At 40.7% G+C, this 25,113-nt stretch carries 19 protein-coding genes; 1 reads left to right on the top strand and 18 read right to left on the bottom strand.

What is annotated here, in order from left to right; translation table 11 throughout:
- Positions 1-32 precede the first annotated feature (32 nt).
- The 10 genes from ACO1XM_RS19150 to ACO1XM_RS19195 form a co-directional block, all read right to left on the bottom strand.
- Positions 33-620 carry a hypothetical protein gene (locus ACO1XM_RS19150; RefSeq protein ID WP_486232005.1) on the bottom strand — a complete coding sequence of 196 codons (588 nt, stop codon included), beginning with the start codon at positions 618-620 and terminating at the stop codon, positions 33-35.
- A 30-nt stretch (positions 621-650) separates the two neighbouring features.
- On the bottom strand, positions 651-1,184 hold the full coding sequence (locus tag ACO1XM_RS19155) for an adenine phosphoribosyltransferase (protein ID WP_486232007.1): 534 nt from the start codon (positions 1,182-1,184) through the stop codon (positions 651-653).
- A 52-nt stretch (positions 1,185-1,236) separates the two neighbouring features.
- Positions 1,237-2,532 (bottom strand): imidazolonepropionase, encoded by a 1,296-nt coding sequence (hutI, locus tag ACO1XM_RS19160; RefSeq protein ID WP_486232008.1) that lies wholly within the window; start codon positions 2,530-2,532, stop codon positions 1,237-1,239.
- Positions 2,489-3,589: a hypothetical protein gene (locus tag ACO1XM_RS19165; RefSeq protein WP_486232010.1), complete on the bottom strand. Its 1,101-nt coding sequence runs from the start codon at positions 3,587-3,589 to the stop codon at positions 2,489-2,491. The genes hutI and ACO1XM_RS19165 overlap by 44 nt, the downstream gene beginning before the upstream one ends.
- A 308-nt stretch (positions 3,590-3,897) precedes the next feature.
- Positions 3,898-5,451 (bottom strand): GAF domain-containing protein, encoded by a 1,554-nt coding sequence (locus tag ACO1XM_RS19170; RefSeq protein ID WP_486232012.1) that lies wholly within the window; start codon positions 5,449-5,451, stop codon positions 3,898-3,900.
- Between the two features lie 222 nt (positions 5,452-5,673).
- Positions 5,674-6,573 carry a hypothetical protein gene (locus ACO1XM_RS19175; RefSeq protein WP_486232014.1) on the bottom strand — a complete coding sequence of 300 codons (900 nt, stop codon included), beginning with the start codon at positions 6,571-6,573 and terminating at the stop codon, positions 5,674-5,676.
- Positions 6,574-6,642: 69 nt separating this feature from the next.
- Positions 6,643-7,929, bottom strand: a complete 1,287-nt coding sequence (gene hemL / locus ACO1XM_RS19180) for a glutamate-1-semialdehyde 2,1-aminomutase (RefSeq protein ID WP_486232016.1) — start codon at positions 7,927-7,929, stop codon at positions 6,643-6,645.
- A gap of 49 nt (positions 7,930-7,978) precedes the next feature.
- Positions 7,979-9,739, bottom strand: a complete 1,761-nt coding sequence (locus tag ACO1XM_RS19185) for a hypothetical protein (RefSeq protein ID WP_486232018.1) — start codon at positions 9,737-9,739, stop codon at positions 7,979-7,981.
- 39 nt (positions 9,740-9,778) lie between these two features.
- A complete protein-coding gene (gene guaA / locus ACO1XM_RS19190) occupies positions 9,779-11,308 on the bottom strand; it encodes a glutamine-hydrolyzing GMP synthase (protein WP_486232019.1) in 1,530 nt (509 codons plus the stop codon).
- A 35-nt stretch (positions 11,309-11,343) separates the two neighbouring features.
- Positions 11,344-12,081: a hypothetical protein gene (locus tag ACO1XM_RS19195; RefSeq protein WP_486232022.1), complete on the bottom strand. Its 738-nt coding sequence runs from the start codon at positions 12,079-12,081 to the stop codon at positions 11,344-11,346.
- 44 nt (positions 12,082-12,125) lie between these two features.
- On the opposite strand from ACO1XM_RS19195, the gene ACO1XM_RS19200 reads away from it, so the two are divergent.
- Positions 12,126-13,238: an outer membrane beta-barrel protein gene (locus ACO1XM_RS19200; protein ID WP_486232024.1), complete on the top strand. Its 1,113-nt coding sequence runs from the start codon at positions 12,126-12,128 to the stop codon at positions 13,236-13,238.
- A gap of 199 nt (positions 13,239-13,437) precedes the next feature.
- On the opposite strand, the gene ACO1XM_RS19205 is transcribed toward ACO1XM_RS19200, so the two are convergent.
- The 8 genes from ACO1XM_RS19205 to ACO1XM_RS19240 form a co-directional block, all read right to left on the bottom strand.
- Positions 13,438-14,190 (bottom strand): hypothetical protein, encoded by a 753-nt coding sequence (locus tag ACO1XM_RS19205; protein WP_486232026.1) that lies wholly within the window; start codon positions 14,188-14,190, stop codon positions 13,438-13,440.
- A 10-nt stretch (positions 14,191-14,200) separates the two neighbouring features.
- The gene (locus ACO1XM_RS19210; protein WP_486232028.1) at positions 14,201-17,344 is read right to left on the bottom strand and encodes an efflux RND transporter permease subunit; all 3,144 of its coding nucleotides are present in this window, start codon (positions 17,342-17,344) and stop codon (positions 14,201-14,203) included.
- Positions 17,345-17,364: 20 nt separating this feature from the next.
- Positions 17,365-18,474, bottom strand: coding sequence for an efflux RND transporter periplasmic adaptor subunit (locus ACO1XM_RS19215; protein WP_486232030.1), 1,110 nt, complete (start codon positions 18,472-18,474; stop codon positions 17,365-17,367).
- A gap of 7 nt (positions 18,475-18,481) precedes the next feature.
- Positions 18,482-19,732, bottom strand: a complete 1,251-nt coding sequence (locus tag ACO1XM_RS19220; protein ID WP_486232032.1) for a TolC family protein — start codon at positions 19,730-19,732, stop codon at positions 18,482-18,484.
- An 84-nt stretch (positions 19,733-19,816) separates the two neighbouring features.
- Complete coding sequence (locus ACO1XM_RS19225; protein ID WP_486232034.1) at positions 19,817-20,176, bottom strand: hypothetical protein; 360 nt, start codon at positions 20,174-20,176, stop codon at positions 19,817-19,819.
- A gap of 244 nt (positions 20,177-20,420) precedes the next feature.
- Positions 20,421-20,810 (bottom strand): hypothetical protein, encoded by a 390-nt coding sequence (locus tag ACO1XM_RS19230; protein ID WP_486232036.1) that lies wholly within the window; start codon positions 20,808-20,810, stop codon positions 20,421-20,423.
- 177 nt (positions 20,811-20,987) lie between these two features.
- On the bottom strand, positions 20,988-22,793 hold the full coding sequence (gene typA / locus ACO1XM_RS19235) for a translational GTPase TypA (RefSeq protein ID WP_486232038.1): 1,806 nt from the start codon (positions 22,791-22,793) through the stop codon (positions 20,988-20,990).
- Positions 22,794-22,945: 152 nt separating this feature from the next.
- Entirely contained in the window at positions 22,946-25,093 is a 2,148-nt protein-coding gene (locus ACO1XM_RS19240) for a helix-turn-helix domain-containing protein (RefSeq protein WP_486232040.1), read from the bottom strand.
- Positions 25,094-25,113 lie beyond the last annotated feature (20 nt).

Consider the following 25,113-nt stretch of genomic DNA (forward strand, 5'->3'; position numbering starts at 1 on the left):
CTTAATCTTTGCGACTAAAAAATGGTGAAAGACTAATTCAAATGAAAAACATCCTTACTCTTCTCCTCGTGTTCGAGCAGTTGCAAATGGTAGGATACTTTGCTTTTTAAAAATCGCTGCTGCTTGTCTTCCTGTAGCGTTACGAATTTATAGCGGTCTGCAAAGTCAAGGCTAAGTTCATTGGCAATTTCAAAAATTGAACAGCTTCTTTCTTGGCTCGCAATACCACGCATCATGCGGTAAGTATTGTATTGAAGATACAAATCTTCGTCAGGGAATGTACTTAGATTAACTTCCCAATGCTCCACTTCTCCCCCTGGATACAATTTTCCAGGATAGGTTCTTTTTTGTTCGTGTAAAAAGAAAATATCCTCACACTTAACAATGATGTCAAGTTCTCCATTGGGATATCGCTTGGTTACAGTCTCGAGCCGCATTAAGGAACCTATCCTCAAATCGTTGAGTGGATGATCGAAATAGATACCAAAGCGTATATCTCTCGATTCCACATCCTGCAAAAGCTGTTTATACCTTGGCTCAAAAATGTGCAAAGGAACCAGTTCTGCCGGAAGGGGTAGAATACGAAGTGGGAATAAGGGTATAAGAACAGAACGCTCCATTGTTAATTAAACAAAGAAATCCCCGAAGGGTTAATAACTTATTAAATAATTCGGTTTAACGCCAAATTCATTAAAAAGGATATTGTCGCCCTTTAAAAAGGAAAGATTGATTAAAAAGGAAAAGGCAGTAGCCTCTGCGCCAAGCTTACGCACCAAGCGCGCTGCAGCTGCGGCAGTACCGCCTGTGGCCAGCAAATCATCATGAATCAATACACGACTGCCCGGTTTCAGCGCGTCCTGATGTATTTCAATCGTTGCCTTCCCGTATTCAAGTTCATAGGATTCGGACAAAGTATGAAAGGGGAGCTTTCCTGCTTTGCGCACCGGTATAAAGGGAATTTCAAGTTCGTAGGCCAATAAGGAGCCGAAAATAAAGCCTCGTGACTCTATACCTATGATAGCGTCAAAGCCACCGGGCTTAAAATCACTCACCAATTCCTGTACAATCTCATGTACCAGGTCAGTATTGGCCAAAACAGGAGTAATGTCTTTGAATAGGATGCCAGGTTTGGGAAAATCGGGCACATCACGAATAACTGATTTTACTTTTTCGCTAACTGACATCTATCGGATTTTTGCTGAAAAATAGAGAAATAATATACTAAAAGGCCAATTATTACTTATCAAGAACCACTTTTCCGTTCAAAATTACCTTTTCGACCACTTGGCTGCCAAAGGCATATGGCATAAAAGCATAAGAAGGTATGGCTTGGGTAATGAATACATTGGCGTGTTTGCCCTCTGTAATGCTACCGTGTGTTGCACCCAATTCAAGCGCAGCCGCTGTGTTGATAGTGGCAGCATTTATGGCCTCTTCAGGAGTCAGTTTCATTTTAATACAAGCCAATGCCATCATCAGCGACATATTGCCACTGGGGGCACTGCCGGGATTATAGTCCGAAGCAATGGCTAAGGGCAAACCAGCTTCAATCATAGCTCTACCAGGGGGAAAGGGAAGGTTAAGGAAAAATGCAGCACCTGGTAAAGCTGTTGGCATGACTGAACTTTCTCGTAGTACTGCAATTTCTTCAGCACCTATGTTCTCCAAATGATCTACACTGAGTGCTCCCGTTTTAACACCTACTTGTACACCACCCGAATTATATAATTGATTGGCGTGCACTCGCGGCTTCATGCCGTAAGTTTTACCAGCCTCTACAATTTTCTCTGTTTCGTCTGGCGTAAAAAAACCCTGCTCACAAAACACATCAATATAGTCAGCCAGTTTTTCTTCGGCTACAGCCGGTATCATTTCCTGAATGATGACTTGTATGTAATTGTCCTTTGTTATACCTGCGGGTACAGCGTGTGCTCCTAAAAAAGTTGTCTTTACAGTTAATGGTGTTTGCTGTGCAATGCGTTTTGCTACACGCAACATTTTAACCTCATCTTTGACTGTGAGACCATAGCCGCTTTTAATTTCGACCGCCCCCGTTCCTGATGTTATAATCTCCCAGGCCCTGGGTAGGGATCGCTCCAGTAATTCATCCTCCGAAAGTGCCTGTAACTTTCTGGCTGAATTTAAAATGCCGCCACCAGCGGCTGCAATATCCTGATAAGTAGCGCCCTTTATTTTCATCACAAATTCTTCTTCGCGGCTGGCCGCAAAAACTAAATGTGTGTGCGAATCAACGAAGGATGGGAATACAAAACGACCTGTGCAATCAATGGTCTGCAAACTTTTCCAGTTAGCTGGCATTGAAGACATAGAGCCAAAAGAAATTATTTTGTCTTGATGAATAAATAAATATGCATTGCTAAGCACAGGCAATTCTGCCATGGCCTTGCCCGATGCACGGGTAAAACCTGCACTGCGTACCTGCACCAAACCTTTAATGTTGGTGAGTAATAAATCGCACGTCATGGGATTATTTACCGAAGGACTCGACTTTATAATCGAGTTGCGTTCCAAATACAGGGAAGCTTATTTTCAGCAGCGCAAAGAAACCTCTGCCTGTTAAGCTTGGGCGGTAACCTACTTCGCCACCATAAGCCCAACCCAATTGTCTGTTGAATTTCCCTTCAACACCAGCTCTGAAGCCAAGTGATTGCGTACTTACAGCTTTTACGGAATATGTGTTGGTACTACCTGGTATTAAGGTTCCATTCACGTCACGGTGTGTGTATACGATATCATCTACCTTTGTTGCTGGCGCAAAAAGTACGTCTACGTATGTCGTCAAAATCAAATCGTCAATACCCTCTTCAAATTTGTCGAAGTTTACGGCAATGTTTCTGATCCAGGTGTAAGAGCCGCCAATGTAAATGGCTTGAGAAGCTATATTGGTAAATGGATTTACATTGCGCTGACGGTTAGGATTTTCAGGATCTGTTTCTGTAATGGGCAATGTTGGGTATTGTGTATCTGCGGTATTGATATTGGTTAAGTCTGCATTTGTGAGGTCTTGGGCGACTAAAGCTCTTCCTAGGTCTGTTGAGCTATCCCATATTATGGCACCAAGACGTGCACCGTATACAATGCGTACTTTACATGGTACTTCTGCCTGTAAGGGAACACGGGCAGCCCACTTATTACCAGCATAGCTCTTCTTATAGAGCGTCATGTTTGTCTTAGAGCTTTTCTCAAAATCCTTGATGTGGTATGTACCCCCAAACTCGAAGTAATTGTACACTTCAATATCATTATCTACGCTGCTATTATTCGCAGCCAGGTCTCTTGACAAATCAAAGAAACGCTGTGAATATGTTTTACGCAAAGCCACTTTAAAGTCAGCTTTGTCTCTCATGTAATAAGAAGCCTCAATACCATAACCTGCATTGACATTGGTTGCAAATAGCTCACCGTACAGGGGTTGGAAATGAACAAAGAGCTTATTGATGGAGTAGGGCTCATCATAAATCTCTTCAAAAGTAACGGCCTGCTTATCCTTCCGTTCGCCTTGTGCAAAAAGTAAAGCCGGTGCTGCAAAAAGTAAGGCAAGCACTGCGGTACATATGGCTTTGTTCATGGTGCGCATAGTTTGAACTGTAAAGGTAAGAAATATCGGTGAAAATGAATACGGGATTTACCGCCTAACAATCAGACTACGTGGCATTAAGTAACCCCTTGTTTTCAGTCCTTTTTAGAAGGGTCTGAAAATTGAGCCCTCTGGCTTGTTTTCCTTGGAGTTTCTGTCATCAAACCCGTTATCTGGCACTATCCAATGAAGCATTTTCACCTAACCAGGCAGCCAGAAAACCCTATAGCTTTGCTCATCATGCAGCGTGTTATTTAATAAAACCCCAGGTCAGCATTCATTCTTCCTACTCCACTTGTTTATGAATTTGCACTGGCATTTGACTTAGCTCTTTCCTGCTCTAGTAAATCCTGTAAATGTTTTTCTTTCCTGCGCATCTCCTCCTGGGTGGCTTCCAGCTCTTCCATATTCTGGCGCATTTCTTCTTCCTGTGCCCGCATTTCTTCTGTTTGTTGTTGTGTTTTTTCCAAGAGTATGCGTGTGCTTTCGTTAGTCCTTACAGTTGCAATTGTAGATGCAATGCTTTCTGCCAGTTTCTCTACCAATTCAATTTCGTAGTCCTCATATTTTTTGAAGGATGCAATTTCAATAACTCCATACAACTTCTCGTTCACTTTCATAGGCACCAGTAATAGTGCTGAAGGATTAGCGCCACCGAGGCCTGAGGTTATTGTAATGTATTCTTCAGGTACATCCAGTAAATAAATTCTTTCGCCTTCTACAAAGCATTGACCTACGAGCCCCTCACCAATACCTACTTTTTTAGTCAGATACTTTTTCCTTTCGAATGCATAGCAGGCAACAAGCTCTAAATAATGATCACCTTCATTTTCTTCATTAAAAACAAATAAACCACCTTGATTACTTTCTGTATATTTTACGACAAAGCGAATAATGTTGTCGTACAATTCAGCCGTGGATGTATTACTGGCGCGAAGAATGTCGCCAACCTGTGCCAGACCAGTAGTGGACCAGTTGCGTCTTCTGTCTGTCTCCGCATTGAGGCTCAGCTTATTCCGCATATTAACGAGGGTGGCACCAAGCCCTTCTGTTTCGCTCATGCCCGATAACTGAATATTATAATTACCAGAAGATACTCCTTCAATGAAACCTGCTATCGCGTCCATTCTTGTTGTCTCTTCGGCCAACTTCAAATTATTTTCTTTAATAAGTTTTTCGTTGCTGAAACACATTCTATAGATAAGCGTGCATATAAAAACAAAAGCTGCGATAACAATTAAAATTGTAACCCACGACATGCTATTGAGGAAACCTGAATCATTTGCTACACGCTGGCCAATATGACTGATCAACCGGTCCATTGTTTCCTGAAACTCTTCATAGGATGCATCAAACTCTTGATCCAGTTTGCCGCCCGCTGCCTCTCCTGTTGAGGACATGATGACATTGCCTAAACTATCTGTTTCAACATTTGCCTCTGCTTGTTTCTTAAAATCGTAGCGTTGTTTGGCGGAGTTAGTTAAATTTTCGATGTCACCAATCGCTTCTTTCAAAATCACGTAGGTTTCTTCGTCATCAAGCTTTTTAAATGTGCCAAGCTCTGTCTCGGTGGCGTTATATGCACCTTCCAGTATTTCTTTTGATGAGTTGAATAAGGCAAGCACATCCTTTTCGAAATTTAGTGTTGCATCACCTGCCATTAATTCTTCAAACCAAAGATGGGCCTTTGTTGATTTGTTTTTAATGTGGTCACCCAAACTGATATAGGGTAGGTTGCGATCGTACACGGCTATTGTATTGCGCTGCACGTAAGCAATAAGTATGGACACAACGATACCGATAATGGCAAATGCAAAGGTGTACCTGAAAGTACGTGACTGTGTGAATTTCATAAAGGGGAGGGTTATATTTGATTACTTAATATACAGCTCTATTCCCATAATAAAAACAGAAATCAGCAATTACATTGAAAACACTTGTGTTAATTAATGACGGCACTGGGGAAAATACGCAAAATCAATACTTACCAATTTCTAAAATTAGCCTTCCATCCAAGTCTAAAAGAAACTATTACTGCACAAAAGCTTTACAAACTTACACAACTACGTCTAATATTACTTAGTATAATCTGGCTCAATTGAAAGATAAACAAAGCCTCCTGTATTTTGAAATTTATTATCTGAAAAGTAAAGTGGAACACCTAAACCAGGAACAATTTGCACTTTTCCAATACTAAATGCGCATCTGAATCCGGGATTAATAATCGAAGATGTGACATTCTCTTTCTGTCCTACACCCACTAATTCTTTTTCAAAGCTGGAAGTGTACTCCAACATTAGGTTAACAGAGTTACTCACTATGTAAATGCCACTTAAACCAAGGTTATAACTATTGGTATTACTTTCCTCAAGCAACTGTGTTCCTGCTCCGATGTCACCATATAGATCCCTCTTAAAAAGATTTGTAAAACCTGCATTCCAGTGTGTAGTTAGTTTTCTATTGAGTCTCTTGGTAACAGCTAAGTTAAATTGCGATCCCCAGGCTCCGTCACCAAAACCAGCTTTAGAATCACCTGTAGGAATAATAAGTGTAAATCTTGGAATTACGATTGCCCAATCTGATTTATCCATTAACATGGGTCTAAAATTAAGCAGCATGTCACCAAACCCTCCTCTTTTATCTGTAGTTGCAGCACTACTCATGACAGGATAATTGAGCGTAAAACTGAATTGAAACTTATCTCCCATCATGGGTATTTCTTGTGTATAACCGTATAAGAAATTACCTCCATTTAAATCATCCCAAATAAAATTTGAAATGTGTTGAATAATTGCTTTCTCCTGATTGAAAGCCTCTTCAATGAACATGGAGTTATCTTCAATATTTGGTTGACCGAAATAAAGATAACTCCCTTTTTTGTATGTGTCTTTTTCTTCTTGTGCAGACAGATCTGTAAGATAAAGAAGCGAAAAGAGAATAATTAAAAGTCTTGAAGTAAAAAATAATAATTTCATAGGGAGAAGGTCTTCCGAGTGTTTATTAAATGTATCGAATAAAAGTTAAAACTCAAAGATGCAATTTACTTACATGCCCTTAAAACTACTTCTACTAGCTTCCAAAATCTGTGTAACCAATCTGTTGTCCAATGCATTAGAAATAAACATAGCCTCAAATTGTGATGGTGCCATATATATACCCTGCTCAAGCATGCTTTGAAAGTAAGCTCCAAACAATGTTGTATCTGATTTTTTTGCTGAATCATAATCTACAACCTTTTCATCGGTAAAGAATAAGGTAAACATTGAGCCGATTTGATTGACTGATGCTTTAATGCCAAATTCTTTCACCTGAGCGCGCAGTCCTTCAGCCAGGTTTGCGCCTGACTGATTAATATTGATATACACCGAAGGATTTTCCTTTAGATAAGTCAGTAAAGCCTTACCAGCAGCCATCGCTAAAGGATTGCCTGACAAGGTTCCTGCCTGATAGACTGGGCCGGCAGGTGATACACAACTCATAATTTCTTTCTTACCACCGTAGGCACCTACAGGCAAACCTCCGCCAACAATTTTACCAAGAGTAGTCATGTCGGGTACGACACCAAACAATTGCTGGGCTCCGCCTAATGCTAAACGGAAGCCTGTCATTACCTCATCAAAAATTAACACCACACTATGTTGTGTGCATAGTTTGCGCAAACCTTGAAGATAATTTTCATTAGGCAGTACACAACCCATGTTGCCTACTACTGGCTCAAGAATAAGTGCAGCTACTTTATCTTTATTCTCATTCAGTATTTTTTCCACTGCGCCCAGGTTATTGAATGGCGCTGTGAGTGTATCATTGGCTACACCCTTTGTTACCCCAGGACTGTCAGGCACACCGAAAGTCATGGCACCACTACCTGCTGCAATTAAAAATGAATCGGCATGACCATGATAACAGCCTTCCATCTTTATTATTTTATCACGACCTGTATAGCCACGTGCAACACGTATGGCCGCCATGGTTGCTTCTGTTCCTGAGTTGACCATGCGCACTTGTTCTATCGAGGGAACTAAGGAGCATACTAACTCAGCCATTTCTACTTCACGTCTTGTGGGCGCACCAAAAGAAGGTGAACCCTCCAATGCTTTTTTTACAGCTTCTTCTACCACTTCGTGTGCATGACCTAAAATCATAGGGCCCCATGAATTGATCATATCAATAAACTGGTTGCCATCCTCATCAAAAAGGTAAGCGCCTTTAGCATGATGCATAAAAAGTGGATTACCCCCCACTGCGCGAAAAGCACGCACAGGCGAATTTACACCACCGGGTATAACTTGTTTTGCTCTATCGAAAAGTGATTTACTTGTTTCGCGGTTCATAGTGCTGAAATAAAAAATTAGTAACTCCTCGTTTAATTCAATTGCTCGACTAATAAGTTGCAATTACTTCGAGTGATCCATACTGGAATTTCACAAACGGGACTGTTTGATTAAAGTTGCTGTACCGAAAATCAAAGCCAGTCATCATATAAGGTGTTTGGGGCTCTTTATTAAAACCATCCTGAAGATAAACACCATATTTATGGAGGCCATGCCCTAGCACAAGCATCATTTCATAACCTGTTCTTGCATAGTTCAGTGAAAGACTGGAAGGAGTACGACCAAATTTTCTGATAAACTGACGATTAAATTCAGCATAGGCTTTACTGTTTGAGGAAACAAAGTTTGGTGCGTATAAAATAAAATTCATACGCTGAAATTTTGCTAGGTCTATCGAACCATTTTCCAGCCACACCTCACTTCCGATAATCAATGTATTGTCTTTACGTGTTTCAACAGCACTCACTACTTTGGTATAAATAACAGGATCATCTGAGGCTACAAAAATAGCCCCGATACTGTCTTTCGGAATGGTGAATTGCGATGGTGCTTTCCACTCGTCAAACTCAGTGGCGGTTGCCAGCACTTCTGTAATTTTATTTGATTCTTCTTTGAAGACTTCTTGCTTCAAAACTATTTTAATACCGGCTTCTTCTGCTTTGGCAATAAAATTCCAAGCCAATACAGAGTCGCGCACATTGGATCCGTAAAATACAAGGCACTTCTTCTTGCTGCTTTCTGTATCTGTTGTTAAATATTTTGCTGCTTTCTGGCCTATCACTTCGTAAGAAGGCTGAAATAAAAAACCAAAAGGATTACCCTTTACCATGTCATAGTCGTTTGACAAGGGATTGAAGGTGTTTACTTTATTGGCTGCTGAAAATTCCTGCATCAGGGCATTGTCTTCACGCAAGAGTGGCCCGATTACTAGATCAGCATTTTTCAATTCATCCTTCTCTAAAATAAATTTCAATTTCTCCTGACTGCGTTCGGTATCATAGGCACGCAGGCTGATTTTTATCCCTTGCTTCTCCAGGGTGTCTTTTGCCAACAGAATACCCTGGTACATGTCCAGCACAAACTGATTTGGTTTTTTTGCCGGGCTGGGGTCCAGTCTGTTTACAACAAAAGGAAAAACAAGTGCTACCGAGTAAGTCTCTTTGAAGAAAGATTTTGGCGCCTCGGTAATGTATGCTTTGCGATCAAGATTAAAATCATCGATTAATTTTTCCAACTCCTCACGATCGGCTACGGATGCAATATTTTTTGATAACACTGAGGCCAATGATGCTGCGATAACCTGATCTTTAGGATGTTCCTCGGCCAACATTCTCAGTGTTTCGGCATCGGAAATCTTACGGATATAGTTTTCTTTCGTGAGTGTAGCCTGTGCCTGTAGTTTCTTGTCTTTTAAAGCATTAATTTCCTTAATACCCTGAAAAATATCACCTGTTTCAAGTAGGTTCAGTGCCAGCCAGTAATTAACCTCATCGATTTTTTCCCAAGTAGGATATAATATTTTGATCTGATTCAGCATATCTTTTGATACGCTGTAGTAACGTTGTTTAAAAGCAGCTACTGCATAATAAAAAGAGGCATACTGTGCGTAATCGTTGGCCTGATCGTAGGGAATAACTTTCTTAAAGTTTTCCATTGCCAGGTTGTACTTACCTTCCTGAAAAAGAAGTTTAGCATTTTTATACTCTTGCTGGTAATTTACTTGTGCAAACGAAGAATTGACAATTGACAATTGACAATTGACAATTATAAAAAACACTAATATCGAAAGTCTTAAATCTCTTTGTCTCATAAGCAATTGTACATTGTTAATTATCCATTGTCAATTGATTTACTCCCATTCAATAGTAGCCGGTGGTTTTGAGCTGATGTCGTAGACCACGCGGTTTACACCTTTTACTCTGTTGATAATTTCGTTCGACATTTCCGCAAGGAACTCATAAGGCAAATGAACCCAGTCTGCCGTCATGCCGTCAATAGAACTTACTGCTCTCAAGGCCACTACACGCTCATAGGTTCTTTCATCGCCCATTACCCCTACCGATTGTATTGGTAATAGCATGGCACCTGCCTGCCACACTTTATCGTACAAACCATGTTTACGCAAGCCGCCAATAAAGATAGCATCTACTTCCTGTAATACACTTACTTTTTCGGCAGTGATATCGCCTAATATGCGAATGCCTAGACCTGGTCCCGGAAAGGGATGTCTGCCTAAAATAGCAGGATCTATGCCTAATGTTTTACCAACCAGGCGTACTTCATCTTTAAACAAAGTATTCAGCGGCTCAACTATTTTTAGTTTCATCTTTTCGGGCAAGCCACCCACATTGTGATGGGACTTAATCGTTTGCGATGGTCCCATGACCGGTGCTGACTCAATCACATCTGGATAAATAGTGCCTTGTCCTAACCACTTTACATCTTTAATTTGATGCGATTCCTCATCAAATACATCAATAAAGGTTTTACCAATAGCCTTACGTTTGGCTTCGGGCTCTGTTAATCCATTCAGGGCAGCATAAAATTTATCTTTAGCATCAACTCCTTTTATGTTCAGTCCCATGCCTTTGTAGGATTCCAATACCTGCGCGAATTCACCTTTACGTAGCAAACCATTATCCACAAAAATGCAATGCAGGTTTTTGCCAATGGCTTTATGCACCAATATAGCAGCAACGGTAGAATCCACACCACCTGATAAAGCCATTACCACCTGATCATTACCCAGCTTCTGTTTTAAATCAGCAATGGTAGTTTCAATAAATTGATCGGGAGTCCAGTCTTGTGCGCAGTTACAGATGTGCACCACAAAATTTCTTAGCAGGTTTTTGCCCTCGGTGGAGTGGGTTACTTCAGGGTGAAACTGTATACCGAAAGTTTTTTCCTTTTTAATCTGAAATGCCGCTACCCGCACGGATGAGGTGCTGGCAATCAGCTCGAAATTATCAGGTACAACCTCTATGGTGTCTCCATGCGACATCCACACCTGGCTGTCGAGGGAGATCTCTTTCAGTAATTCATTGTGATGATCAACAGTGCTTAGCTTGGCGCGACCATATTCGCGGATTTTGGAGGGTGTAACACTTCCACCCAATTGCTGGGCCATTAGTTGGGCGCCATAACAAACACCCAGCACTGGAACCTTGCCTCTGAAAAGGCTAAGATCAACACTAGGGGCATTTTCCTGACGTACCGAGCAGGGGCTACCTGATAAAATTACCCCCTTAATGTCGGGAGTAAGTGCGGGAACCTTGTTAAAGGGGTGAATTTCACAATAAACATTGAGTTCGCGTACCCTGCGGGCAATCAACTGGGTATACTGGGAACCAAAATCAAGGATAAGAATCTGTTGTGCCATCCGCAAAAATAACAAGTATTTCTACTGCACAACTCTTATTTTCTATTTTGACCAAAAGCCCTGAAAAAGTATCCTATTTGAAACAAAAATAAGTCGTTGGCGCGGCTATCATTATCAAATTGATAGGCGAAATACAGGGGTAAGTTATGACCCTTTTCTAAGGGATAGGCTACCACACCCATGGCTAGACCAAAACCCTCGCCTGACCCTTGGAAATAATCTGCTACAAACTCAATATAATTGTTAAAGCGGTGCTCCAGCCCACCAATTAATCCGAAGCTGGTTTCTTTTTGCCCAAACTCAGGACCAGCCGTCCAATGTTTACCATAAGCACCAAACATCAAACGGGTATAGGCCTGTTTTCCCTCTTCATGGTTTACTCCGAAGAAATTATAGGCTATGTTTTTCATGGAGGTACCATTGAAGTAGACGCTGCTCCAGTTTCCGGGAGACATGGTAATATTAAAATGCCCCTTTTGAAAAATTTTTACTTTCCACTTGGTGGCCAATACAATTCTGTTAGGATCAGCAGGATCATCACTATTCCACCACGTATTGGCACCTACTTCCAAAAAAGATGTAACCTGAGTTGAGAACCGAAAAACAGATGCATTGACGGCTGCATTATCTTTGAAGGATTGATATCTGTCGTATTCAACATAGGCATACCCCACATCTGGAAGCATGTCTGGATTAGGCATGTTGAAAAAAGAAATTTGAGCCAATAAGCCTCGGCTAATCAGGCATAAAGAAAAACCGATAATATATTTCACAATTGGACTTTTGAACAAGATACAAGTTTTAGTTTATTTCAGGTATGGCTCAAAGAAAACATCAAGTACTGTACGGCTTACTTTTCATGTTTAGTCCAGGTATATTAATTGCTCAAGTAGTGAATACTGCCACAATGGATACGTTGGAATCTACCGTTATTGGCCATGTGGGCTTTGGTGGATATGTGGACAGTTACTACACATACAATCTATTGCGTCCCGTTAATAACCAAACACCATTTCTGGTTTCCTCTTCATCTCATAATGAAGTTAGTATTAATCTTGCATACATAGATGTACGCTACCGTTCTCAGCGCGTGCGTGCCCGCTTTGTACCCGGCTTTGGTACTTATGTGAATAAAAATTATGTACAGGAGAGTGGTTCCTTAAAAAATATTATTGAGGGTTATGTGGGAATAAAACCTTTCCCTAAAAAAAACATTTGGGTAGACATGGGTGTGCTTGGCTCCCCGTACACCAATGAAAGTGCTATTTCCAAGGATCATCTTATGTACACGCGTTCTTTTGCTCCGGAATATGTTCCCTATTATTTGTCAGGTATTAAAATTTCCACACCCCTGAGTCAAAAGATAAACCTCTCAATCTTCTTACTCAATGGATGGCAGGTAATTGAAGATAATAATAAGGGCAAGTCAATAGGCACTCAAATTGAGTATCGGCCGGGTAAAAATATCCTGTTTAACTGGAACACTTATGCGGGCGATGAGCGTAGTGTATTAAATCCTGATTACCGTATGCGGTATTTCAGCGATGTATTTATCATATGGCAAGCACATACCAAATTCCTGGTAACAACTTGCTTGTACGCGGGTGAGCAACATAAAGTCAACGCCTCTACAGCACAATGGTGGCAGGCTAACCTAAATGGTAGGTATCAGTTTTCAAAAACTATTTCGCTATCAGGCAGAATAGAATATTTTAATGATAAAGAGAATACAATCGTTCAACCTGGCAGCCTACTGCCCTTCTCTGTTTCAAGTGCAGGACTTTGTCTGAATATTAAAATCAGTGACAATGCCTTACTTAGATTTGAACAACGAAGCTTCTTTTCAGAGAGGTTAATCTTTGAAGATGAGAATAATGACTTTTATCGTAACAGCACCCTGTTAAGTAGCAACTTAACTGTCTGGTTTTAATTCCATATCCTGAGCCAACTACTCCCCTGTAGTTTTCGGATGGGAACTCTGAAGCTACACTACTTATGGTATCAACTTAATTCTTAGCATCCTTATGGTCATGCCTACCCACTTTTCAAGAGAATCTGAGGAGGAATAAAAAATACCCGGACTAGCCGGGTACTTTACACCTAAAACAACCTATTTAAACTCTACTCATTCAAAATAACCAGGCTACTCTTACTCCATAAGTTTCTACCTGACCATTACCGGTTCCGGTTTTGTAAATATTTTTTGTGCCTTTTGTATACAAAGCCTGCACCTGAAACACACAAGATTGTGCTGCATCAATATCTACACCCAATGACGCCTGATAAGCTAAATCATTTGATATATACTCATTGGTTACATCCGCAACTACATGGAATCCATCTTCCGGCACATGAAAGAAATTTTTCACGTAATCATTTTTTATATACACTACACCGACAGAGCCACTTAAGCGAACACCTTTTATAATGTCTTTCGGAGTTCTTAGCAACAGCGTAAGTGGAACTTCAATGGTATTCATTCGAAGTCGTTCGCGATAGGTTGAGTCCGGATCGTTGGGTCCTTCCCACGGGTGGGTGAATGATCCACCCGATAAATCCGGATTAATGATACCAGCACCTCTTTGCTGAACACCAAAACCTGCTCCAATGCCGATAAACGAAAGTGGATAATACTCAACGCGTAAGCTTGCGCCCACACAAGGTTTAGCAAAATACGTTTCTGGTAAGTCGCGACCCTTTATAGTTCCCCAGTATTGATTCCAGCTTAAACCAAATCTAAGCTTCTTATCAAAACTACCGGATTCTTTGCGTTCAGCCAGAATTGTTTCTCTGGTTGTTGTCTCAGTGGTATGCTGAGCAAAGCTTGGTGATGATAGCAACATGCATACCATCAGGCTAATAGAATAAATTATACTTTTCATAAATTTCAAATTATCCTTCGTAATCTTCATAATCAGTTTCTTCATCTGCGAATATTTTTCGTGTAGTCCTGTTTCTGTTCCATAGGTAATAGATAGCAGGAAGTGTTATTAAAGTGAGTATTGTTGCTGAAATCAGTCCGCATATAACCACAACTGCCAGTGGCTTTTGCGTTTCAGAGCCTATACCTGTAGATAGTGCAGCCGGCATCAGGCCTAAACCAGCCATCAGTGCTGTCATCACAACCGGGCGCACGCGGCTCATTGCACCTTGTACGATGGCTTGCGCCAAGGGTACACCCATCAATAAGTACTTATTGAATACTGAAACCAGAATAACTCCATTTTGCACACAGACACCAAACAGTGCAATAAAACCAACACCTGCTGATATACTGAAATTGATGTTGGCAAAGTATAAACCAAGTATACCACCTATTAATGCGAAGGGTACATTCAGTAAAACAATCGTGGCATCTTTTGCAGAGTTAAACATAAAATAAAGCCACATAAAAATCAGGAGAATAGAGATAGGCACTACAACCTTCAATTGATTAGTAGCTCGTACCTGATTTTCAAATTCTCCATTCCAGGTCATGGAGTATCCTTTTGGAAGTTGTATCTGCTCACCCACTTTCGCTTGTGCTTCCGCAATTGTACTGCCCAAGTCGCGGCCCCGCACTGAAAATTTGATGGGGATAAAACGCAGGTTCCCTTCTCTGTAGACAAAAGCTGGACCGTTTTGTGTTTTAATATCTGCAATCTGCCTTAAGGGAATTTTTGTTCCATTAGCACAGGGCACCATCAGTTTACCTATTTCTTTTTCTCCTCTTCTGAATTCTGGTGAATACCTGACGCGAATGTCAAACCTACGCTCTCCTTCATAGAAAGTTGAAACCTTCTTACCACCGATGGCCATCTCTACTATATTGTTCGCCTCTGAAACGCTGGCGCCATAACGTGCCATTTTCTCGCGGTCAAGTTCAACACGCAATTCAGGTTGTCCGAGACTTTTAAAAATCCCCAGGTCCTGCACGCCATTAATGCTTTGCATAATAGCGCGAACGCTATCTGCCATCTGCTCTAACTTTGCCAGATCATCACCAAAAATTTTGATGGCCATTTCACCCTTAACACCCGACACTGCTTCCTGTACATTGTCTGATATAGGCTGAGAGAAACCAAAGACTACACCCGTAAACTTACTATTAAGCTCGTCCTGCATTTCGCCAATCAATTCATCTTTACTGATATCGCGCTGCCAATCTTCTTTTTTGTAGAGATCGACAAAGAACTCAACATTAAAAAAGCCTGTGGGATCAGTACCATCGTTGGGGCGGCCATTTTGAGAAATCACACCACGTACTTCTGGGTATTTCTCAAACACCTTTCTCATTTTAGTAGATATCTCATTTGCCTGTGAGAAGGCAATACTTTGTGGCATACTTGCCCGTACGTAAACGGAACCTTCATTCAGCTGAGGCAGAAACTCTGTACCCAACCGAGTGCCTACCAGTAAACTCACTACTAGTATTGAAACAGCTATTATTACACTTTGCTTCGGTTTGGCTAATGACCAATGGAGGGTGGGCTTATAAATTTTTTCAAGCCCTGTTACCAATTTGTTCTCTCGCTCGCGTACATCTTTATTTAACAACAACTTACATAGCAAGGGCACCAGTGTTAGCGTAAAAATGAGTGCCCCCAATAGCGCAAAGCTCATGGTATATGCTAGTGGCGAAAACATTTTACCTTCAACCTTTTGAAAAGCAAAAATGGGAATGAGTGCCGTAATAATAATCAGTTTGGAGAACAGTATTGGCTTACCCATTTCTACTGAAACCTCTTTAATCATTGCATACTTGGGAGCTTTCTTAAACTTTGCAAAGCCCATCTCATGTTGTTTGTGTGCGAGATAGACGAATACACCTTCCACCATTACCACGGCACCATCTACAATAATGCCAAAGTCGATTGCACCAATAGACAGAAGGTTAGCTGACATACCTTTTATCTTCATACAAATGAAGGCAAAGAGCAATGCTAAAGGAATAATGATGGCCACAATTACTGTAGTACGCCAGTCTAGCAAGAAGATAGCCAGGATTAGTGTTACCAGCAACATACCCACCACCAGATTCTCCATTACGGTGTGCATGGTGAGATCTACCAGGTTAGTTCTGTCATAAAAAACCTTGATCTTAATACCATCCGGCAATACACGGTTATTCAAATCATCGATGGTTTCATTAAGGAGTTTTAATACTTCGCTTGGATTTTCACCCTTACGCAATAACACAATCCCTTCTACTACATCCTCATCTGTTCCTCGTCCAACTTTACCCATGCGTGGCCTAAAGGATTCTACTACGGTTGCAACATCCTTAATCTTGATCGGTGTACCATTTACATTGCGGATAATGATTGATTCTATATCTTTGGCATTCGCTACTAAACCCAGACCCCTAACTAGGTAAGTTTGAGAGCCCTCCTCAATTACATCTCCACCAACATTACTGTTATTGGATTCAAGTGCATCGAAAACATCTTTAGGACCAAAGTTGTAAGACGAGAGCAGGTTAGGGTTAAGCGTTACCTCTAATGTTTTTACCTCGCCCCCAAAGCTGATAACATCGGCTATTCCGGGTACTGCCTTTAAGCGTTTATCAATTATCCAATCCTGTACCTCCTTTAACTGCCTGACTGTTTTTCCTGTGGCCTCCAAAGTATATCGATAAATTTCACCCGTTGGACCAGAGGGAGGTTGAATTTCTGCAACAGCTCCTTCAGGAAAGTTGACGTTTTCAATTTGGTTATAGGCAACCTGACGTGCATAGAAATCGTCTACATCATCATCAAAAAATACTGTAACCACAGATAAACCAAAAAGTGAAATAGAACGAAGACTTGTTTTCTTCGGCACTACATTCATTTCGGTTTCGATTGGAATCGTTACAAATTTTTCGAGTTCTTCAGCACTACGACCAGGCCATTGTGTAATAATAACTACGCGCGTATTGATTACATCAGGAAAGGCCTCAATCGGTGTTAACAAAAAACTCCGTATACCTGCTGCTATAATTACAACAGTACCTAAAAACACCAGCGCCTTATTCTTCAGCGAAAAGCTTATGATTGCTTTTATAAGATTATTCATACAATTAAATGAATGGCTGATTAATTTTTCTGATTAAAAGCTGTAAGCGCAAACAGGGAGCCCTTTACAACTATTTTATCACCTTCCGCCAAACCTTCAGTAACCTCTGCATAGTCATTGAATTTTCGTCCGACATTTACCAATACCTTTTCAAAAGCACCGGCTGAAATCTCTTTCATTACATAGTGACGATTGTTTTCAAGCACAATAGCACCTTGTGGTATAGCTAAAACTTTTTCGGTAGTTTTAGAAGTAATCAATACGGTGGCGAACATTTCAGGTTTTAATAAACCATTTTCATTACTCAATTCTGTTCTTACGCGAATTACTCTTGACGCAGGATCAAGCATCGTACCGATTTTAGTAATCGTTCCTCTGAATTGTTTGTCCGGATATGCAATGGTGGTTACCGTTACATAATCGCCCTCGCTCACTTTTGCTAAATCACTTTCGTGTACGTTCGCCCATATCCAAACTGTTTTTAAATCAGAGATTGTAAAAATGTTTGTGCCATTGTCGGTTCGGATTTGGGTTCCGGCATTTACATTTCTTTCCACAATGTAACCTGAGCGTGGTGCTAATACCCTAAAGGTTGCATCAAGGCGCTCAGAAGAACCTCCGTACAATTCCAGAATTTGTTTTTTCTCATTGAACTCAGAATTGGCGTTGGTAAATTCTTTTTTAGCTTCTGCGAAATCTTTTTCTGACATCATGCCACTATTGTAGAGTTCTTGTGCCCTCGACATATTTTTATCTGCTACCTCAAGATCTGCCTTCGCTACATTATAGTCGCGTTGAAAAACACTTATATCAGTACTTAAAATTGTTGCCAGTAATTGTCCTTTTTTCACATAATCCCCCAAAGAGACATTTACTTCCTCCACGCTACCGCTTACGATAGGGTAAATACGAACAACATTATCTTCGTCAAAGCTAACCTCTCCCACTGCTGTGAAAGATTCCGCCATTGGTACGTTGTCTACTTCCTCCAACTGCATTTCTTTCATTTGCTCAGCTGTGAGTATTAACTGATTTTTTACATTAGCTGATTCAACAGTTGTTACTTCCTTTTTCTTTGAGCAGCCCGCTAATAGGATCATCAGGCTTATTGCTAAATGTATGTTCTTCATAATATTTTTAGTATTCAATAAGGTTAGTACCCACTACAAAATTCAGTTCGTTTACATTATTCAAAAACTGTTGTCTCAGTTCAATCAATTGAATATTAGTCAAAACAAAAATTCTTTGCTGATCAATAAATTCAAGCAAACTGATGTTTCGCTTTTGAAAATTTTCATTTGTGCTTTTGTTCAAAGCTTTTAGCTGATCAATAAATTCCAACTTGTAGTTCGCCAGTCCGGTATTTGAGCTTTTATATCTGTTATATGCCGCACTGACTTCATTTCTGATTTCGATCTCCACTTGAAGTGCATTTAAATTCGCTTTCTTCACACCAAACTCAGCCGCCTTAATATCACCCTGGTTTCTATCAAAAAGCGGAACAGAAAATTCCACATTGAATCCCTGGTAAGGTCGAACATAGTTACTTCCTCTATCACGGGGTTGATAGGCTAACTTAACATCCGGTACCGCCAACGACCGCTGCAGCCGGAGGTTTCTGCTTTGATAATCCTGCTCAAGTTTTTTAATTAATACATCTGGTCTTGTTGAAATAGCCTGATCTGTTAATACCTGAAGATCGAATTCTTCTGCAATCATTGGTAGTTTCTGTTCGACTATAAATGTTGTGTCAGCTGAATAGCGTAACAACACCCTTAATTCCGATAAGACCTTCTCCTTTTCATTAAAATTTTGAAGCGCTTCTGTTTTTACTGCCACATATTCTGATTCCAGACGCAAAGCTTCGGTAAGTGAGATAGACCCCACTTCTAACTGCTTACGTGTAGCAGCCATCAGTTTATCGTAGTTAGTAATTACTTGTTGATAAAGGAACTGTTTTTCCTGCAGAGCCGATAGATCGCTATAAGTATTGGCCATCTCAAATAAGAGGCTCCTCAATACATCTTCTAACTGCTTTTCTGCAACTTCAGCATTTATTTTTGCGAGCTTAACAGTGTTTGTGTGCCTACCAGCTATTGAAAAGGTCTGCTCTAATTGAAGAAGATGTTGATTTCGAAAATGGAAATATTCGTTTGTCTCATTTGAATATAAATCGCCATTAAAAACGAAGTAGGGATTATTCCAAACTTTAGCTTGTATAATACCCGCTCGTGCAATGTCCACATCATAGTAGGCGGCAAGCAAGCTTAAGTTGAGATTCATAAGCCTGCTCTTGGCATCAGTGAAAGTAACTATAGTATCTTTCGACTGTGCATATAGGAGATTTGACCAAAATAATATTGGCAAAAAGTATATGTACTTTTTCATTTGATAAATAAATAATAGATGACAGCGTCAGGTGGCGAAGTGCCAATGACTGCGAATAGAAAAGATTAAAAAATTAAGCTGTTATCAAATGATCAGCGACCGATAGACGAGAAAGAGTTCTGGTGCCGGTTTTTTACAGATGGCGTGTTGCCTGAATGAATAAAATTGAACTGAACTAAGAAGGCCTTCAACTTCGGGACTAATGGTGATGAAATCTGCATCGAGTACGAAGAAGTTTTCGTTGGAAAGAGAAATGTTAGAGGAGCCTCTGTACTCTTGCGTATTATCTTGTGCTGACTGATCAAAGTGAATATCTTCTGATATTTCACTAAGATCTTGGTTTTTTTCAGCATAAGCCTCAAAGAAAAGTGCGCTATAGTAACCAATGGCCGAGGCCACCAGAACTATTAGCAGATTAAAGGCTATGAGACGCTTTCTTTTCACAAAACAAAAGTAATCACTTTTTTACGTCTCTATCCAAAACTGAGTGAAGATTTTCTGTATTTAAAATTACAACGTTTGTTTTAGGGTAAAAAAGCATCTTATCAGACATCAAGATCCCCTCTAAGGTCTTGTCTTATCGATTTTACAACGCATCCTCTACTAAAAAATATCTCTAAACCCCTTCGGATGATTCCTAAACTTTTACAGCCTTCGATTGCCATGCGAAGGCTAAGAAACATTATGGTCAATCGAACACACTTTTATTAAGTTCCTCTACACGTGCTTCAATCAGAAATTCAAGGGCTTCTTTCTCACTTTCAAATGCCCTGAAATCGGTGCCCATAAAAAAATTAAATGCTTTCAGAATTATCTTCTTTGGTTCGTTCAAACCGATAAGTGCATTCTTCTTCAGGAATGGCTTCACTTCGTTGGTTTCATTTTCAAAAAAACGAACAAAGCGTGGCGTGATATACATATTAGTGTAGCGTGAAATCACCAGCTTAAGAGTACCCTCAGCTTTAACAGCCGCTTTCGCCATGGCTGCCAGCGCCAGCATTTCATCTTCTTTGCAGCCTGCATAGTCAACCACAATGATAGATTTACCCTGAAGTACTATGCTTTTGATTCTACTCATGTTATCAATACTAAAAACCGGGGGCTTACTTGTACCTAGTTGAGAACAATCTTACTCATTCATCTTAACCAATAGACTATCCGTTATTTAAAGGAGACATTAATGACGACAATTTCCTTTAAAAAACAAAAGGATGCAGCTATAAGCTGCATCCTTTAATATTATAAAACAATAAGCTTAGCTCTTGCTGTAACGCTTACGTTCGTTTTCTGTTAAATAGATTTTACGAATACGGATTGATTTAGGCGTTACCTCTACGTATTCGTCACCTTGAATATATTCCAATGCTTCTTCCAATGTGTGTTTCAACGGAGGAGCGATTTTCATCTTCTCATCTGAACCAGAAGCACGCATGTTGGTAAGCTTCTTCGTCTTGGTTACGTTAATTACCAAGTCACCTGCGCGGCTGTGTTCACCGATTACCTGACCTTCGTATACTTCTTCACCATCATTGATAAAGAATTTACCACGGTCTTGTAAGTTGTGCAAGCTGTAAGCGATGGCTTCACCTTGTTCCATTACAATCAATGAACCATTGATACGACCAGGGATTTCACCTTTGTAAGGCTGGTATTCTTTAAAGCGGTGTGTTACGATGGCTTCACCAGCTGTTACGTTTAGCAAATAATTTCTCAGGCCCATGATACCACGTGAAGGAATCAAAAACTTCAGAATCATACGCTCGCCTTTAGGTTCCATGTTTAACATTTCACCTTTACGCTGTGATACTGTTTCAATGGCTTTACCTGCTACTGTTTCTGGTAAGTCGATAGTTAATTCTTCTACTGGCTCACACTTCATTCCATCAATTTCACGGAAGATAACTTGTGGCTGACCGATCTGCAATTCGTAACCCTCTCTGCGCATGGTTTCGATCAATACAGACAAGTGTAGTACACCACGTCCGAATACCATGAAACTATCTGCAGAACCTGTATCGCCTAAACGAAGCGCGAGGTTTTTCTCTAATTCTTTTTCCAGGCGTTCACGAATGTGGCGTGAAGTAACAAACTTACCTTCTTTGGCATAGAAAGGTGAGTTGTTGATGGTGAAGAGCATACTCATGGTAGGCTCATCGATAGAAATGGCTTTTAATGCTTCAGGCTTTTCAACATCGGCAACTGTATCACCTATTTCAAATCCCTCTATACCAACTAATGCACATATTTCACCGGCAGATACCTGCTCTACTTTTTCTTTTCCAAAACCTTCGAATACGTAAACTTCTTTTACACGGGTCTTTACAATTTTACCATCGCGTTTTACCAAAGCAATCGGTTGACCAGCCTTAATGGTACCGCGTTGTACGCGGCCAATGGCTACACGACCAATATAGGCCGAGTACTCAAGTGAAGTAATCATTAATTGCGTTGCGCCTTCATCAACTTTAGGTGCCGGAATGTGTTCTATAACACCTTCGATAAGGGGAGAAATATCTTCGGTTGGTTTTCTCCAGTCTGTGCTCATCCAACCATTTTTGGCTGAACCGTAGAAAGTAGGGAAGTTTAATTGGTCTTCAGTTGCATCCAGGGAGAACATGAGTTCAAAAACCTGCTCATGCACTTCATCAGGTGTACAGTTTTTCTTGTCCACCTTGTTAATTACTACGATAGGTTTTAAACCCATCTGTAATGCCTTTTGTAATACGAAACGTGTTTGAGGCATAGGGCCTTCGAAAGCATCTACCAATAGTAAACAACCATCGGCCATGTTCAATACACGTTCCACTTCACCACCAAAGTCAGAGTGACCTGGTGTATCAATTACGTTGATTTTATAATCTTTATAGCGAACAGAAACGTTTTTCGCCAAAATTGTAATACCGCGCTCGCGTTCCAGGTCATTGCTGTCCATGATTAGCTCGCCAGGGGTCTCGTGGTCTTTAAAAAGTTTACCGGCCATGAGAAGTTTGTCAACAAGGGTAGTTTTACCGTGGTCAACGTGTGCGATAATCGCAATGTTCCTGATTTTATTTACTTCCATATTGTTTGCTTCCGCCCCTGTTTGGACGGTCTTTGCTTGAATTTAAGGCCGCAAAGATAGCTGAAAGTTATGGATTTGCCTGAGCGATTTTGAAAATCTAATGAAACGATAAAATCAAAACGGGTATCCGAATAAAATTTGTCTGGATAAGCCTATGCCTTGTTTAAGTACTCTAAATGGTTAAAAACCATGCGAATCTCCCCGTAAGTATAGTCATCACCCAATTTTTCCTTGATGAGCGTTAAGGTTGGCGCTTCGGTTTCTTTAAATGCCTGTTGAATTACAGCGAGTTTTTCTGCGCTTACCAGCCGATCGATGGCTATGGTTCCTGATTTTACATATTGGGCAATATGCCCTTGAATGGTGGATAGCACTAAGCCTCTTGATTCGGCAATTTCTTCCAACGACATGCCTTTGTCGAATAATATGCGTGATTCAATGGCACTACCACCTTTCGCTAGGGGTTTTAAGGGTGCAACTGTTTTGAAATAGCCGGGCTTGCCATCAAACATAATTTCATCTTCTAAAAAGATATTGCACAAGCGTTGGGCATGCGAACGGACAATCAAGAGAAGTTGCTGCACTTCCTGCACTTTCTGCTTCACTTTTTTCTTCGCCCTGAAACTCTCTTCATGTGCCAACAGCGGAAGGTAGAAATCGTTGTGGAGTAATTCGTAAAAATGTTCAATTGATTTTCTTAAGCCTTGTTCAAAAACCTGCTCTGCCTCCACACTTGACACATCCTCGCTCTTACGCTCCAACCAGGATCTTGTTTTTAATGCAAGTTCATCCAGACTGATCGCCTTTGCCATTAACTTTCCACTTAAGTGGATCGCATTCATGTCTGGCGATTTCTGCTCACCGACTGCGGCAGCCCATTCTGAAATGGCGTCTTTAATTTTTGAAAAGGTGAAGGAGCGTGCAATCTGTAATTTCGTATGAATAGCCTTTTCTGTTTCCAGCAATTCATTGAGCTCGGTGACTGTTTTTAAATTATTGGAATAGCGAATCACCTGCGGATCGGTCATGATCTGCTTCGATGCAATGGGTGTTTGCAGGATTAAACCTTCGAGTGATGTACAACGGCTTAAAGCCACATACACCTGGCCGGGCGCAAATGAGCTACCTGCGTCAATCATGGCTTTTTCAAAAGTTAAGCCTTGACTTTTGTGTATGGTAATGGCCCAGGCTAAGCGTATAGGGTATTGCGTAAAGGTACCCAACTCCTCTTCATCTATTTCATCAGCTTCCGCTTGATATTTATAACGAATGTTGCGCCACGTTTCTCTGGTCAGGTCAAAAGTAAATCCATCGTCAAACTGCACTTCTACAGCATCTTCATCAACAAAAGTGACAGTAGCCATTTTACCGTTGTAGTACCTGCGCTCTTCCCCCGAATCATTTTTAATGAACATGATCCGCGCACCTTTTTTCAAAACCAATATCTCATCCGTTGGATAGCTTCTGTCAGCAAATTCTCCGGTTATGATTGCCTTAAAGCGATAGGCCTGTCCCGTAAGCGTGCTTAATTCATACTCGTTAATGCTATCTGCTTTTTGGTTGTGTGTTGTTAGTGTAATGGCACCTTCAATTTTCTGGTTCTGCAAACGGGAGTCCAATAAGTTTAGATCATCATGGGTCACTTTACCCTGCCTGATATTATTGAGCAAGTCTATAAAGGTTTGCTCATTCTGGCGGTAGATTTTTGTTAACTCGATGTTGAGAGGTTTTGCCTCCTCCATTACCTTAGCATGAAAGAAGAATGGGCTTTCGTAATGCTCCTGCAGGATGGCCCATTCATCGGGCTTGGCAACAGGCGAGAGCTGATACAAATCGCCAATGAATAATAATTGTACCCCACCAAAGGGTTGTTGGCTTCTTCGTACTACTTTCAGAATGGTATCAACTGCATCCAGCATATCGCAACGCACCATGCTGATCTCATCGATGATCAGCAGCTCCAGCTCTTGCAACACATCTCTTTTTGTTTTGCTCAGGTGAAGGTTTTTGAAGAGACTGTTTCTATTGGTAATCTGAACCGAAGTGTTGGCCGTATGATAGCCCGGCAGGTAAACACCGAAAGGTAATTGAAACAATGAGTGGAGCGTCATGCCACCGGCATTGATGGCAGCAACACCTGTTGGCGCAGCAATGGCTAAATTCTTTTTAGTGGTAGCTGCAATGTGACGAAGAAAGGTAGTTTTACCAGTACCTGCCTTACCTGTTAAAAAAACAGAGCGTGAAGTGTGCTGAATAAAATCTGCTGCCAGTGCAAATAAAGTATTACTTGAATCGCGCATAACGAGTTAACTAATATTAT

Source organism: Chryseotalea sp., from assembly GCF_057350905.1.

What these genes read in the sequence shown, in the direction of transcription:
- ACO1XM_RS19150 (WP_486232005.1), bottom strand. Translation starts at nt 620, where the DNA reads ATGGAGCGTTCTGTTCTTATACCCTTATTCCCACTTCGTATTCTACCC.
- ACO1XM_RS19155 (WP_486232007.1), bottom strand. Translation starts at nt 1,184, where the DNA reads ATGTCAGTTAGCGAAAAAGTAAAATCAGTTATTCGTGATGTGCCCGAT.
- ACO1XM_RS19165 (WP_486232010.1), bottom strand. Translation starts at nt 3,589, where the DNA reads ATGAACAAAGCCATATGTACCGCAGTGCTTGCCTTACTTTTTGCAGCA.
- ACO1XM_RS19170 (WP_486232012.1), bottom strand. Translation starts at nt 5,451, where the DNA reads ATGAAATTCACACAGTCACGTACTTTCAGGTACACCTTTGCATTTGCC.
- ACO1XM_RS19175 (WP_486232014.1), bottom strand. Translation starts at nt 6,573, where the DNA reads ATGAAATTATTATTTTTTACTTCAAGACTTTTAATTATTCTCTTTTCG.
- hemL (WP_486232016.1), bottom strand. Translation starts at nt 7,929, where the DNA reads ATGAACCGCGAAACAAGTAAATCACTTTTCGATAGAGCAAAACAAGTT.
- ACO1XM_RS19185 (WP_486232018.1), bottom strand. Translation starts at nt 9,739, where the DNA reads ATGAGACAAAGAGATTTAAGACTTTCGATATTAGTGTTTTTTATAATT.
- guaA (WP_486232019.1), bottom strand. Translation starts at nt 11,308, where the DNA reads ATGGCACAACAGATTCTTATCCTTGATTTTGGTTCCCAGTATACCCAG.
- ACO1XM_RS19200 (WP_486232024.1), top strand. Translation starts at nt 12,126, where the DNA reads ATGGCTCAAAGAAAACATCAAGTACTGTACGGCTTACTTTTCATGTTT.
- ACO1XM_RS19205 (WP_486232026.1), bottom strand. Translation starts at nt 14,190, where the DNA reads ATGAAAAGTATAATTTATTCTATTAGCCTGATGGTATGCATGTTGCTA.
- ACO1XM_RS19210 (WP_486232028.1), bottom strand. Translation starts at nt 17,344, where the DNA reads ATGAATAATCTTATAAAAGCAATCATAAGCTTTTCGCTGAAGAATAAG.
- ACO1XM_RS19215 (WP_486232030.1), bottom strand. Translation starts at nt 18,474, where the DNA reads ATGAAGAACATACATTTAGCAATAAGCCTGATGATCCTATTAGCGGGC.
- ACO1XM_RS19220 (WP_486232032.1), bottom strand. Translation starts at nt 19,732, where the DNA reads ATGAAAAAGTACATATACTTTTTGCCAATATTATTTTGGTCAAATCTC.
- ACO1XM_RS19230 (WP_486232036.1), bottom strand. Translation starts at nt 20,810, where the DNA reads ATGAGTAGAATCAAAAGCATAGTACTTCAGGGTAAATCTATCATTGTG.
- typA (WP_486232038.1), bottom strand. Translation starts at nt 22,793, where the DNA reads ATGGAAGTAAATAAAATCAGGAACATTGCGATTATCGCACACGTTGAC.
- ACO1XM_RS19240 (WP_486232040.1), bottom strand. Translation starts at nt 25,093, where the DNA reads ATGCGCGATTCAAGTAATACTTTATTTGCACTGGCAGCAGATTTTATT.